Source organism: Streptomyces sp. NPDC048295 (assembly GCF_040652135.1).
In the GTDB taxonomy this organism is placed as follows: Bacteria; Actinomycetota; Actinomycetes; order Streptomycetales; family Streptomycetaceae; genus Streptomyces.
In genome coordinates, this window is record NZ_JBEZLL010000005.1 from 44,932 (window position 1) to 57,619 (window position 12,688).

General features: G+C 70.5%; 11 protein-coding genes. 3 read left to right on the plus strand and 8 right to left on the minus strand.

Annotated elements, in window-relative coordinates; genetic code table 11:
• Positions 1 to 127 precede the first annotated feature (127 nt).
• The 3 genes from AB0D53_RS08755 to AB0D53_RS08765 all read left to right on the plus strand — a co-directional run bounded on the left by AB0D53_RS08755 (position 128) and on the right by AB0D53_RS08765 (position 3,239).
• Entirely contained in the window at positions 128 to 916 is a 789-nt protein-coding gene (locus AB0D53_RS08755) for a peptidylprolyl isomerase (RefSeq protein WP_362442139.1), read from the plus strand.
• A 199-nt stretch (positions 917 to 1,115) separates the two neighbouring features.
• Complete coding sequence (locus tag AB0D53_RS08760) at positions 1,116 to 2,345, plus strand: DUF349 domain-containing protein (RefSeq protein WP_362442142.1); 1,230 nt, start codon at positions 1,116 to 1,118, stop codon at positions 2,343 to 2,345.
• A gap of 291 nt (positions 2,346 to 2,636) precedes the next feature.
• Positions 2,637 to 3,239 (plus strand): ALF repeat-containing protein, encoded by a 603-nt coding sequence (locus AB0D53_RS08765; protein WP_362442145.1) that lies wholly within the window; start codon positions 2,637 to 2,639, stop codon positions 3,237 to 3,239.
• Positions 3,240 to 3,302: 63 nt separating this feature from the next.
• Here AB0D53_RS08765 and AB0D53_RS08770 read toward each other — a convergent pair whose 3' ends face one another.
• From AB0D53_RS08770 to ruvC, 8 genes are all read right to left on the minus strand, one after another.
• On the minus strand, positions 3,303 to 5,882 hold the full coding sequence (locus tag AB0D53_RS08770; RefSeq protein ID WP_362442148.1) for a bifunctional (p)ppGpp synthetase/guanosine-3',5'-bis(diphosphate) 3'-pyrophosphohydrolase: 2,580 nt from the start codon (positions 5,880 to 5,882) through the stop codon (positions 3,303 to 3,305).
• A 169-nt stretch (positions 5,883 to 6,051) separates the two neighbouring features.
• Positions 6,052 to 6,603: an adenine phosphoribosyltransferase gene (locus AB0D53_RS08775; RefSeq protein ID WP_362442151.1), complete on the minus strand. Its 552-nt coding sequence runs from the start codon at positions 6,601 to 6,603 to the stop codon at positions 6,052 to 6,054.
• Positions 6,600 to 7,703: a protein translocase subunit SecF gene (gene secF, locus AB0D53_RS08780; RefSeq protein WP_362442154.1), complete on the minus strand. Its 1,104-nt coding sequence runs from the start codon at positions 7,701 to 7,703 to the stop codon at positions 6,600 to 6,602. The genes AB0D53_RS08775 and secF overlap by 4 nt, the downstream gene beginning before the upstream one ends.
• A 1-nt stretch (position 7,704) precedes the next feature.
• The gene (gene secD, locus AB0D53_RS08785; RefSeq protein ID WP_362442157.1) at positions 7,705 to 9,444 is read right to left on the minus strand and encodes a protein translocase subunit SecD; all 1,740 of its coding nucleotides are present in this window, start codon (positions 9,442 to 9,444) and stop codon (positions 7,705 to 7,707) included.
• Between the two features lie 146 nt (positions 9,445 to 9,590).
• Positions 9,591 to 10,070, minus strand: a complete 480-nt coding sequence (yajC, locus tag AB0D53_RS08790; RefSeq protein ID WP_362442160.1) for a preprotein translocase subunit YajC — start codon at positions 10,068 to 10,070, stop codon at positions 9,591 to 9,593.
• 166 nt (positions 10,071 to 10,236) lie between these two features.
• A complete protein-coding gene (ruvB, locus tag AB0D53_RS08795; RefSeq protein WP_362442163.1) occupies positions 10,237 to 11,310 on the minus strand; it encodes a Holliday junction branch migration DNA helicase RuvB in 1,074 nt (357 codons plus the stop codon).
• An 89-nt stretch (positions 11,311 to 11,399) separates the two neighbouring features.
• A complete protein-coding gene (gene ruvA, locus AB0D53_RS08800) occupies positions 11,400 to 12,026 on the minus strand; it encodes a Holliday junction branch migration protein RuvA (RefSeq protein WP_362442165.1) in 627 nt (208 codons plus the stop codon).
• Positions 12,023 to 12,595: a crossover junction endodeoxyribonuclease RuvC gene (gene ruvC / locus AB0D53_RS08805; protein WP_362442168.1), complete on the minus strand. Its 573-nt coding sequence runs from the start codon at positions 12,593 to 12,595 to the stop codon at positions 12,023 to 12,025. The genes ruvA and ruvC overlap by 4 nt, the downstream gene beginning before the upstream one ends.
• Positions 12,596 to 12,688 lie beyond the last annotated feature (93 nt).

Here is a 12,688-nt window from a genome sequence, read left to right on the forward strand (position 1 = left end):
ACGGTGGATTGCGACTGAGGAGGTCGCGGCAGTTCAGAGCCTACCGGCGCTCCTCATTCCACAGCTAACCCATATACGGTACGGGGCAGCCAAGGCCTCATCACACGACCTACAAGGAGATCACCCGGTGGTCAGCAGCGATCAGCGGCGGCGGCAGCTCGCCAGGGAGAAGTTCGAGCGGCAGCAGCAGCGCCGGGAGGAGGCCCGCCGCAGGACGAGGCGGCTGACGGTCGTCATCGCGTCCGCGGTGGCCGTGGTGGCGGTCATCGGTGTGGGCTCGTATCTCGCACTCGACGACGACGGCAAGAAGGACAAGGCGGACGCCGCCGCGAGTGCGAGCCCTTCGGACAGCCCGTCGCCGAAGGAGAGCGAGGCGCCCGAGCCGGCGATGAAGATCGACAAGAAGGCCGAGTACGCGATGTCGCTCAAGACGAGCCAGGGCGACATCAGGTTCACGATGGACGCGGCGAAGACCCCGCACACCACGAACTCCTTCAAGTCGCTGGCCGACAAGGGCTTCTTCGACGGCACCAAGTGTCACCGGCTGACCACGCAGAACATCTACGTCCTGCAGTGCGGCGACCCCAAGGGCGACGGCACGGGCGGCCCCGGCTACACGATCCCGGACGAGAACCTGACCGCGCTGGGCAAGGCCGGCAAGGACGGCACGGTCACCTACCCGGCGGGCACGGTGGCGATGGCGAACACCGGCCAGGCGCACACCGGTGGCAGCCAGTTCTTCCTGGTGTACAAGGACAGCAAACTGCCGCCCACCTACACCCCGTTCGGCACGATGGACGACGCCTCGCTGAAGGCCGTCAAGGACATCGGTGCGGCGGGCGCGGAGGGCGGCGCCCCCGACGGTGCGCCGAAGAAGGCCGTGAACATCTCGAAGGCCGCCGTCGACAAGTCGTGACCGGCTCGGGGCGGCCGGACCGGGCCGAGCGGTGACGACGGGCGCGGGCCGGATTTTTTTCGGCGGCGCCGAGTGCGGACAGCCGGGCGGCCGGTCGCCTAGATTGGCGTTGTGCAGGGCGGGCGCTGCCCGCCCCAGGAAACTGTGGACGATGCCAGGGGGGCGAACCCTCTCGCGGGCATCAGGTGGAGGAGGCGCTGTGAGCAGCGACCCGTGGGGCCGTGTCGATGAGACCGGCACCGTGTACGTGCGGACAGCCGACGGCGAGCAGGTCGTCGGATCGTGGCAGGCGGGTTCCCCCGAGGAGGCTCTGGCCTACTTCGAGCGCAAGTACGAGGGCATTGTGGTCGAGATCGGCCTCCTCGAACGGCGGGTGAAGACCACCGACCTGTCGGCGAAGGACGCGACGACCGCCATCGAGCATCTGCGTCTGCAGGTGGACGAGCATCACGCCGTGGGCGACCTCGACGCGCTGCGCAAGCGGCTCGACGCGCTCGTCGCGACGGTCGACTCGCGGCGCGAGGAGCGCAAGGCCCAGAAGGCGAAGCAGACCGACGAGGCGAAGCACGCCAAGGAGGCCCTGGTCGCCGAGGCCGAGGAGCTGGCGCAGAGCGAGCAGTGGCGCTCCGCGGGCGAGCGGCTCCGTGCGCTCGTCGACACGTGGAAGGGCCTGCCGCGGCTCGACCGCAAGTCCGACGACGAGCTGTGGCACCGCTTCTCGCATGCCCGCTCGGCGTTCTCCAAGCGCCGCAAGGCCCACTTCGCATCGCTGGACGCCCAGCGCGAGGAGGCCCGCAAGGCCAAGGAGAAGCTGGTCGTCGAGGCGGAGTCGCTCTCCGGTTCCACGGACTGGGGTGCCACGGCCGCCCGTTACCGCGACCTGATGACGGAGTGGAAGGCGGCGGGCCGCGCCCAGCGCGAGGCCGAGGACGATCTGTGGAACCGCTTCCGCGGTGCCCAGGACGTCTTCTTCGCCGCCCGCAGCGAGGTCTTCGCCGAGCGGGACGCGGAGCAGGGCGAGAACCTCAAGCTCAAGGAGGAGCTCGCCGTCGAGGCCGAGCGACTGGTGCCGGTGAAGGACCTGAAGGCGGCCAGGGCCGCGTTCCGGGCCCTCAATGAGCGCTGGGAGGCCATCGGCCACGTACCGCGTGACGCCCGCCCGAAGGTCGAGGGGCGGATGCAGGCGGTGGAGCGGGCGCTCCAGGAGGCCGAGGAGTCGGAGTGGCGGCGGACGAACCCCGAGGCGCGGGCACGCGCCGCGGGTCTGACCGGTCAGCTCCAGGCGGCCGTGGACAAGCTGCGCGCGCAGATCGACACGGCCCGCGCCTCGGGCAACAACGCCCGTGCCGACAAGCTGGCCAGGGAGCTGGAAGGCCGGCAGGCACTGCTGGACCAGGCTCTGAAGGGTCTTGAGGAGTTCGGCGGCTGACACCTCCTTGCTTCGCCCGAGGAGCTTCTCCGCGTTCGCGCGGGGAAGCCCCTCTCGCGTGTCCGGCCGCACGGGCGCCCACCGGTCTCGCCGTGTCGCGTCCGGTGCGGCTCCCGCATCGCATGGCCGCGGCTGCGGCGGCTGCACGCGGTCGGCAGCGAAGAGTTCGTGACGACTGCCGGAACCGGACAGTGATCCGCGGCCGGACGGACGAGACGATCCCCGCACCGGCGCGCTCCGTGCGGCTGCCGGATCCGCCGAGATCACTACGTCCTTGAGGCAGGTCCACAGATGAGACTGACCCGCGCCGCCCTGACCGTCGCGGCCACCGCTCTGGCCCCGGCGCTCGTGCTGACCGGCCCGGCCTTCGCCGCCGGGAACGCTTCCCCCGCCGCCGTGTCCGCCGCGGCGGCGGCCGACGGCTCCGGCACACCGGTGGATGAGATGTCCGACGACGAGCTCAGGATCGCGATCCTGCGCATCCTGGCGGACGAGGACAGCGGCAGGAGGGTCGTCCGGGAAGCCAACGAAGCCCTGGACAACGGCACCACGGAGGCCATGCGGTACTTCCTGGAGACCGGCTACCCCCTCGCCCAGGCCGAGGACGACAAGGTCGCCCTCGTCCGCATCCTCGGCAATCCGGACTCGGGCAAGCGGGTCATCAAGGAAGTCAACCAGCTCCTCGACAACGGCACCGCGCAGGACATACGGCAGTGGCTGGAGACCGGCTACCGCCTCGCCCAGGCCGAGGACGACCGCGTCGCCCTCTTCCGCATCCTGGCCCGCCCGGACATCAGCGAGGCGATGCGTGCGGCGGTCGGCGAGGCGATCGACGGCACGCCGGAGGAGATGCGGTACTTCCTGGAGCACGGCCAGTACGAGGTCGACGCGTAGCCCGGTGCCGTACGCCGGCGGCGGAGGGCCGGAGCCTCGCCGCCGGCGGGTGCCGGGCCCGTTCTACGGCCTGCGGGCCGAGGTCACCCGGTAGACGTCGTAGACGCCCTCCACACCCCGTACCGCCTTCAGTACGTGGCCGAGGTGCTTCGGGTCACCCATCTCGAAGGTGAAGCGCGAGGTGGCCACCCGGTCCCGGGAGGTCTGGACGGCCGCTGACAGGATGTTGACATGCTGGTCGGACAGGACACGGGTGACGTCCGAGAGCAGCCGGGACCGGTCGAGGGCCTCGACCTGGATGGCGACCAGGAAGACCGAGGACTGGGTCGGCGCCCACTCGACGTCCAGGATCCGCTCCGGCTGCTGGGACAGCGAGTCGACGTTGACGCAGTCGGCGCGGTGCACGGAAACGCCGCTGCCCCGGGTGACGAATCCGATGATCGGGTCGCCGGGGACGGGCGTGCAGCAGCGGGCCAGTTTGACCCAGACGTCCTCGACGCCCTTGACGACCACGCCCGGATCGGCGTTGGAACGGCGCTTGCTGCGGCTGCGCGAGGGCGGCGAGCTCTCCGCGATGTCCTCGTTGGCCTCGTCCTCGCCGCCGAGCGCCTGGACCAGCTTCTGCACGACTCCGGCGGCCGCGACATGCCCCTCGCCGATCGCCGCGTAGAGGGACGAGATGTCGGGGTAGCGCATCTCGTGGGCGAGGGTCACCAGGGAGTCGCCGGTCAGGATGCGCTGGATCGGCAGGTTCTGCTTGCGCATGGCGCGCGCGATGGCGTCCTTGCCCTGCTCGATCGCCTCGTCGCGGCGCTCCTTGGAGAACCAGGCACGGATCTTGTTGCGGGCGCGGGGGGACTTGACGAAGCCCAGCCAGTCACGGGAGGGTCCGGCACCGGCCGCCTTGGAGGTGAAGACCTCGACCAGATCGCCGTTGTCGAGCGTCGATTCGAGCGGTACGAGCCGCCCGTTGACCCGTGCTCCTATCGTCCGGTGGCCGACCTCCGTGTGCACCGCGTACGCGAAGTCGACCGGGGTCGCACCCGCGGGCAGCGCTATGACGTCGCCCTTGGGCGTGAAGACGAAGACCTCGTTGCGGGAGAGGTCGAAGCGCAGCGACTCCAGGAACTCGCTGGGGTCCTCGGTCTCCTTCTGCCAGTCCAGGAGCTGGCGCAGCCACGCCATGTCGTTGACGGTGTCCTGGCTCCGGCCGCCGCCCGTGTTCTTGGGGACGTCGGTGCGGACCTTGGAGGCGCCGGCGACGGCCTCCTGCTTGTACTTCCAGTGCGCGGCGATGCCGTACTCGGCGCGGCGGTGCATGTCGAAGGTGCGGATCTGCAGCTCGACGGGCTTGCCGCTGGGACCGATCACCGTGGTGTGCAGCGACTGGTACATGTTGAACTTGGGCATCGCGATGTAGTCCTTGAACCGGCCGGGTACCGGGTTCCATCGCGCGTGGACGGTACCGAGCGCCGCGTAGCAGTCCCGGACGGTGTCGACGAGCACCCTGATGCCCACCAGGTCGTAGATCTCGGCGAAGTCCCGGCCGCGCACGATCATCTTCTGGTAGACGCTGTAGTAGTGCTTCGGCCGTCCCGTGACGGTGGCCTTGATCCGTGCGGCGCGCAGGTCGGCCTGGACCTCGTCGGTCACTATGGCGAGGTACTCGTCGCGCTTGGGGGCCCGCTCGGCGACCAGACGCACGATCTCGTCGTACATCTTGGGGTAGAGGATCGCGAAGGCGAGGTCCTCCAGCTCCCACTTGATGGTGTTCATGCCCAGGCGGTGCGCCAGCGGGGCATAGATCTCAAGCGTCTCGCGGGCCTTCTTCTCCTGCTTCTCCCGCTTGAGGTAGCGCATGGTGCGCATGTTGTGCAGCCGGTCGGCGAGCTTGATGACGAGGACCCGGGGGTCCTTGGCCATGGCGACGACCATCTTGCGTACGGTCTCGGCCTGGGCGGCCTCGCCGAACTTGACCTTGTCCAGTTTGGTGACGCCGTCGACGAGCAGGGCGACCTGGTCGCCGAAGTCGCGGCGCAGGGTGTCCAGGCCGTACTCGGTGTCCTCGACCGTGTCGTGCAGCAGCCCGGCCATCAGCGTGGCCGGGTCCATGCCCAGCTCGGCGAGGATGGTCGTGACGGCGAGGGGGTGCGTGATGTAGGGGTCGCCGCTCTTGCGCTTCTGGCCGCGGTGCCAGCGCTCGGCGACCTGGTAGGCGCGCTCGATCTGGCGCAGCGTGGCGGTCTCGATCTTGGGGTCGTTGCTGCGGACGATGCGGAGCAACGGTTCGAGCACCGGGTTGTACGGGCTGGAGCGCTGTACGCCGAGACGGGCCAGCCTGGCCCTCACCCGGTTGGACGAGCCGCCGGACCGGGAGGTGGGGGTGCTCGACGGCACCGGCCTGGCCGCGGGCTTCGCGGGAGGCTTCGGGGCGGAGGCGGCCGGGGAGGCGGGTGCGGCGGGCTGTGCGGGGGAAGCGGAGGCTCCCCCGGCCGCCGGGGCGCCCGCCCGCTCAGGGCCGTTGGCGGGCTCGGGGGCCGGGGGCTTCGGCTTGTCCGCGGGCTGCTTCTTCCCAGGCGTGGCTGGGGCCGCCGCGGGCTTGTCGGGCTGCGGGGCGGCGACTGGCTGGGCCTCGTCTGGCAAGAGCGCTCCTCGTGCGGATCCGGATACCCGGAGAGGCCATCGTATCGACCCTGCGGCCCGTCCTCCCCCGGGGACCGATGAGACTCCTGTCAACGCAGGACGGGCACCCGGTTGTTCCCGGGTGCCCGTCCTGTTCGCACGATCCGCTGCCGCGTACGGCCGGTGCTGCTCAGACCGTGATCAGAACCTCCAGCGGCGCGCCGCGCAGGCCCTGCTCCAGCCGGGCCCGTCCGGGCAGGAAACCGAGCTCCATGAGGACCGCGACGCCCGCTACCTCGGCACCGGCCCGCCGGATCAGCTCCAGCGAGGCCTCGGCGGTGCCGCCGGTGGCGAGGATGTCGTCGATGACCATGATCCGGTCGCCGGCGGCCAGGTCCTCCGCGTGGATCTCGATCTCGGCCGTGCCGTACTCCAGCTCGTACGCCTGGCTGAGCGTGGCTCCGGGCAGCTTGCCCGCCTTGCGGACGGGTACGAAGCCGAGCCCGGCCCGTACCGCGACCGGGGCGGCCAGGATGAAGCCGCGCGCCTCCAGACCGACGACCTTAGTGGCGCCGTGCCGTACGCACAGCTCCGCGAGGGTGTCGGTGAGGGCCGCGAACGCCGTCGGGTCCGCGAGCAGCGGGGTGATGTCCTTGAACAGCACACCCGGCTTCGGGTAGTCCGGCACGTCGCGGATCCGGCTGAGCAGGAGCTCGCGGGTGCTGTCGGTGGTGCTGGTCATCGACGCTTCCCCGGGGTCCGGCCGTGGCCCCTGGGGGGCTGTGAGCGCTGGCCGACGACCGCGGCGGCGGGGGCGGCGTCCTGGGGGAAGCCGTCGTCCGACGGGTCGTCCTCGGCGGACTCGCCCTTGGCGGCGGCTGCCGCGCGCTTGGCGAGGATCCGCTTCTTCAGGGCCTTCATCTGCGGGTCGCGTTCCTTGAGGTCGGCGACGAGCGGCGTGGCGATGAAGATCGAGGAGTACGCGCCGGCGGCGAGGCCGACGAAGAGCGCCAGGGAGATGTCGTTCAGCATGCCGGCGCCCAGGACGCCACCACCGATGAACAGCAGACCGGCGACCGGCAGCAGGGCCACCACGGTGGTGTTGATGGAGCGGACCAGTGTGCCGTTGATGGACCGGTTGGCGATCTCGCTGTACGTCCACCGGGTCTGCTTGGTGATCCCCTTCGTGCCCTCCTTGAGGCTGTCGAAGACGACGACCGTGTCGTAGAGGGAGTAACCGAGGATGGTCAGCAGACCGATCACGGTGCCCGGGGTGACCTCGAAGCCGACCAGGGCGTAGACCCCGACGGTGATGGTGATGTCGTGGATCAGCGCGACCAGGGCCGCGATGGCCATGCGCCACTCGAAGGCGATGGCCAGGTAGATCACCACGAGGACCATGAAGATGCCGAGGCCGGTCCAGGCCTTGTTGGCGATCTGCTCACCCCAGCTGGGGCCGACGAGGTCGGCGGCGATCTTCTCCGCCGGGACGTCGAGGTCCTTGGAGAGCTTGTTCTTGATGTCGTCGGACTTCGCGGTGTCGACCTCGGTGATCTGGATGCGCAGACCGCCGTTGCCGAGCTTCTGGACGATCGCCTGGTGACCGGAGGCCTCCGTGGCCAGGTCCTCCGCCTTGGCGACGGTGACGCTGGTCTTCGGGGTGGTGAAGACCGCGCCGCCCTTGAACTCGATGCCCATGTTCAGGCCGCTGACCGCCAGGCCGACGATGGCCGTGATGGTGATCAGGATCGAGATCCCGTACCAGATCTTGCGCTTGCCGATGAAGTCGTAGCCGACCTCGCCTCGGTAGAGACGGGCGCCGAGAGTGCCGAGTCGCGACATCTCACGCCTCCTTCGGGTCAGTGGGGGCGTTGACACGGCGCGAGCGGCGCAGCGGCGGCTTGGCGCCGAGCCGCTTCGGGTCCAGGCCGGACCACGGGTGGCCACTCGCGAAGAACTTCGTACGGGCCATCAGCGTCATGACGGGCTTGGTGAAGAGGAACACCACGACCACGTCGAGCAGGGTGGTGAGACCCAGCGTGAACGCGAAGCCCTGGACCTTGCCGACGGTGACGACGAAGAGCACGGCGGCGGCGAGGAACGACACGAAGTCGGAGACCAGGATGGTGCGCCGGGCGCGCGGCCAGGCCCTCTCGACGGCCGGGCGGAGCGTGCGGCCCTCGCGGATCTCGTCACGGACCCGTTCGAAGTACACGATGAAGGAGTCCGCGGTGATACCGATGGCCACGATGGCGCCGCAGACCGCCGGGAGGTTCAGCGCGAAGCCGATGGCCGGGCCGAGCAGCGACATGATCGTGTAGGTCAGGATGCCGGAGACCAGCAGGCTCAGGAGCGCGATGAGCGCGAGCCCGCGGTAGTAGGCCACCAGGTAGATGACCACCAGGGCCAGACCGATGGCACCGGCGATCAGACCGGCCTGGAGCTGCTCGCCACCGAGCGCGGCGGTGACCGTGGTGACGCTCTGTTCCTTGAACGAGAGCGGGAGCGCACCGTAGGAGAGCACGTTGGCCAGGTCCTCGGCGGACTGCTGGGTGAAGCTGCCGGAGATCTCGGCGCTGCCGCTGAGCGTGGTGTTCACCTGGGGCGCGGAGACGACCTCGCCGTCCAGCGCGATGGCGAACTGGTTCTGCGGGGACTGCTGGGCGGAGAGCTTCTTGGTGATCGTCTGGAACTGCTTGGAGCCCTGCTTGGTGAACTCCATGTTGACGATCCACATGCCGCGCTGCTGATCGAAGCCGGCCTTGGCGTTGTCGACCTCGGTGCCGGACACCTCGGACGGGCCGAGGACGTACTTCGCGTCACCCTCGGAGCTGCATGCGACGACCGTGTCCGTGGGCTTGGCGCCCCGTGCGGCCTCGGCGCGGGACGCCTTGCTGGAGCAGTCGAGCGCGGCGAACTTCTTCTGCAGCTCGGCGGCGGCGGCCTCGTCGGCGGCGGACGCCGTCGGCGTGGCGTCGGCCTTGGGCGTGGTGCTCGCCTTCGGCGAGGGCGTGGAGTCGGCCTTGAGGGCGCCGGTGACCGCGCGGCCCTGGGTGGTGGCGCTCGCGTCGGGCTTCGGCGAACCACTGCCCTTGTCCGCGGTGGGGGTGCTCGGGCTGCCGGTGGGGGTGGGCTTTCCGGACGACGAGGCACTGGGCGCCGGGGTGGGCGTGCCCTGGGCGACGGTCAGCACCGGCCGGAAGTAGAGCTTGGCCGTGGTGCCGACCTGCTCCCGGGCCTGGGCGGAGTTCGTGCCCTTGGGGATGTTGACGATGATGTTGCGATCGCCCTGTGTCTGGACCTCGGCCTCGGAGACACCAAGACCATTGACACGGCGTTCCATGATCTGGACCGCCGTGTCCATGTTGGTCTTGTTGATCGCCGATTCCTGCCCCGGCTCGCTCTTCGCCTCCAGCGTGATGGACGTGCCGCCCGCCAGGTCGATGCCGAGCCGTGGGGTCGGCTGATGGGCCAGGAACATCCCGCCGGTGAGCGCGACCATGGCGATCAGGATCAGGGCCAGGGAACGCCCCGGCCTGCCCTGACCGCCGGCCGGTCCCCGGCTCTTCTTCGGTGCTGCCACCTTCTCGTTTCTCCCTGTCCAACCGCCCCGCGCCGGGTACGCGCCCGAGCGGCCACGAAGTGTAGTGGGGACCCGCCCCCGCAGAAGATCGCACGGACCGGGGAACGCCGGACGCCGGTGGGCTCACGGCATTCCCCGGGCGTGGCTTACTTCGCGTCGGCCTCGCCGTCGTCCTTGCCCTCGGACTTCTTGCCGGACTCGGCGTCCTTCGGCTCGGCCTCGTCGGCCTTCTTGCCCAGGTCGATCCGGGTGTCGTCCGCATCGTCCGCGTCGGTGCCGGCCTCGGTCAGCGAGGAGGCGTCGTCGGGAACGACCGTGCCGTCGAGGTCGAGGCCGCTCTCGTCGTCGCCGTGGACGATGCGGTTGTACTCCGCGTCGTCCAGGACGGCGCCGATGGCGTTCTTGGCGTAGATGGCGTGGACGCCGGGCGCGATCTCAAGGAGAACCGTGTCGTCGTGCAGCTCCTTGACGGTGGCGTACATGCCCCCGATCGTCCGGACGCCGGTGCCGGGCTGCATCTCGTTGCGCATCTGGGCGGCAGCCGCCTGCTTCTTCTTGGCGGACCGCGTCATCAGGAACATGGCCCCGATGAGCACGATGAAGGGGAGGAGAGTCACGGGATTCACGGGACGAGTTTCCTTCGCACGACCGCGCTGGAAAGGCGGCCTGTATCTACGGGGGTGGGTACACCGACCTGTAAGGGCGGCATCGGCGGAGTCTAAGCGAGTCCGCATCGATGGAACAACGCCCGGAGCCGCCGTGTGGTTCCTGCTCCGGTCAACCTGTGACACATCACGCCCCGAACAGGCCCTGTTGTCCCTTTCCGCCTTGCTGCGGAGGCACGAGACCCAGATGGGCCCAGGCCGCCGGCGTCGCGACCCGGCCCCGCGGTGTCCTGGCCAGCAGTCCTTCCCGGACCAGGAAGGGCTCCGCGACCTCCTCGACGGTTTCGCGCTCCTCCCCCACGGCGACCGCGAGGGTGGACAGCCCGACGGGCCCGCCGCCGAAGAGCTTCAGCAGAGCGCCGAGCACCGCGCGGTCGAGCCGGTCGAGGCCGCGGGCGTCGACCTCGTAGACGCCGAGGGCCGCGGCGGCGACCGGGCGGTCGATCCGCCCGTCGGCCTTGACCTGGGCGTAGTCCCGGACGCGGCGCAGCAGCCGGTTGGCGATGCGGGGGGTGCCGCGGGAACGGCCGGCGATCTCGGCGGCGCCGTCCGCGTCTATCTCCACGTCGAGGAGGCGGGCGGAGCGGTGGACGACACGTTCCAGCTCGGCGGGTGCGTAGAACTCCATGTGGCCGGTGAAACCGAAGCGGTCGCGCAGCGGCGGTGGCAGCAGTCCGGCCCTGGTGGTGGCGCCGACCAGGGTGAAGGGCGGCAGTTCCAGCGGGATGGCGGTGGCGCCGGGGCCCTTGCCGACGATGACGTCGACCCGGAAGTCCTCCATCGCCATGTAGAGCATCTCCTCGGCCGGCCGCGACATGCGGTGGATCTCGTCGAGAAAGAGGACTTCACCCTCCTGGAGGGAGGAGAGGATCGCGGCGAGATCGCCCGCGTGCTGGATGGCGGGGCCGGAGGTGATCCGGATCGGCGCGCCCATCTCGGCCGCGATGATCATGGAGAGGGTGGTCTTGCCGAGGCCGGGGGCACCGGAGAGCAGCACGTGGTCGGCGGTGGCGCCGCGGGCCCGGGCCGCCTTGAGGACCAGGTCGAGCTGTTCGCGGACCTTCTCCTGGCCGACGAATTCATCGAGGTCCTTCGGGCGCAGCGCCGCCTCGACGGCGGTGTCCTCACCGTCAGCGTCGGCCTGGACGAGGCGCTCGTCGAGCCGCTCGTCGATGTCGGGTCCGGTCTCGTCCCAGTTCATTCAGTCTGTCCCGCCTCGGGTGTTTCGGTGCCGTGCCGTGCGGTGCCCGGCCCGGCGTCGGGGTGTTCCCCGGGAGTGTCGCGCTCCGGTCAGCGCGCGCGGTTGAGGGTCTGCAGTGCGGCACGCAGCAGTTGCGGCACGGGGGCCTGCCCGCCCTCGGCGACGGCCGCCTCGGCCTGGGGCGCCACGGCGGTGACCGCTTCGTCGGCCTCGCGGGTGGCGTAGCCGAGGCCGATCAGGGCGGCCTGGAGCTGATCGCGCCAGGAGGAGGTGACCGCGGTGCCGATGCCCTGCCGGCCGATGTGGGCGCCGACGGGCTCGCCGAGTCTGTCCTTCAGTTCGAGGAGGAGTTTCTGCGCGCCCTTCTTGCCGATGCCGGAGACGGCGGTGAGCGCCTTCTCGTCACCGGTGGCGACCGCGGTGCGCAGGGCGTCGGGGCTGTGCGTGGCGAGCATGGCCTGGGCGAGCCGGGGCCCGACCCCGCTGGCGGTCTGGAGCAGCTCGAAGACCTGTCGCTCGTCGTCGTCGGCGAAGCCGTAGAGGGTGAGCGAGTCCTCCCGGACGACGAGGGAGGTGGCGAGCCTGGCCTCCTGGCCGGTCCGGAGGCCGGCGAGGGTGTTCGGCGTGCACTGGACGGCCATGCCGATGCCGCCGACCTCGATCACGGCCGTGGTCGGGGCGAGTGCGGCCACGGGGCCGCTGACGAAGGCGATCATCGGGGGACCTTCCGGACGGGAACTGCGGGGGTACGGGGAACGCGCCGGGTGCCGGCCGCGGCGGCTGCCGCGTGTGCCTGCTGGAGGCGGTTGACGGCGGGGGCACGCCAGATGTGGCAGATGGCGAGGGCCAGGGCGTCGGCCGCGTCGGCCGGCTTCGGCGGGGCGTCGAGCCGCAGCAGCCGGGTGACCATGGCGCCGACCTGGGCCTTGTCGGCGCGGCCGCTGCCAGTGACGGCCGCCTTGACCTCGCTCGGGGTGTGCAGGGCGACGGGTATGCCGCGGCGCGACGCGCAGAGCATGGCGACGGCGCTGGCCTGGGCGGTGCCCATGACCGTACGGACGTTGTGCTGGCTGAACACCCGCTCCACGGCGACGAATTCGGGCCGGTGCTCGTCGAGCCACTCCTCGATGCCCCGCTCGATGGCGACCAGCCGGTGACCGAGCTCCGCGTCGGGCGGGGTGCGGACGACGCCCACGCCGAGCATCGTCAGGGGGCGGCCCGCGACGCCTTCGACGACGCCGACACCGCACCGGGTCAGCCCCGGGTCCACGCCCAGCACCCGCATGGGACGCCCCCTCCGTACCGATCGGTCAACTGTTCCCGCAGGCTATCGGCTCGCACTGACAATGCGACGGGCCGACGGGGTGTGTCCCCGTCG

Excerpts from the sequence above, each read along its gene's own strand:
- AB0D53_RS08765 (WP_362442145.1), top strand. The coding sequence starts at position 2,637 with ATGAGACTGACCCGCGCCGCCCTGACCGTCGCGGCCACCGCTCTGGCC.
- ruvB (WP_362442163.1), bottom strand. The coding sequence starts at position 11,310 with ATGAACTGGGACGAGACCGGACCCGACATCGACGAGCGGCTCGACGAG.
- ruvA (WP_362442165.1), bottom strand. The coding sequence starts at position 12,026 with ATGATCGCCTTCGTCAGCGGCCCCGTGGCCGCACTCGCCCCGACCACG.
- ruvC (WP_362442168.1), bottom strand. The coding sequence starts at position 12,595 with ATGCGGGTGCTGGGCGTGGACCCGGGGCTGACCCGGTGCGGTGTCGGC.
- secF (WP_362442154.1), bottom strand. The coding sequence starts at position 7,703 with ATGTCGCGACTCGGCACTCTCGGCGCCCGTCTCTACCGAGGCGAGGTC.
- AB0D53_RS08775 (WP_362442151.1), bottom strand. The coding sequence starts at position 6,603 with ATGACCAGCACCACCGACAGCACCCGCGAGCTCCTGCTCAGCCGGATC.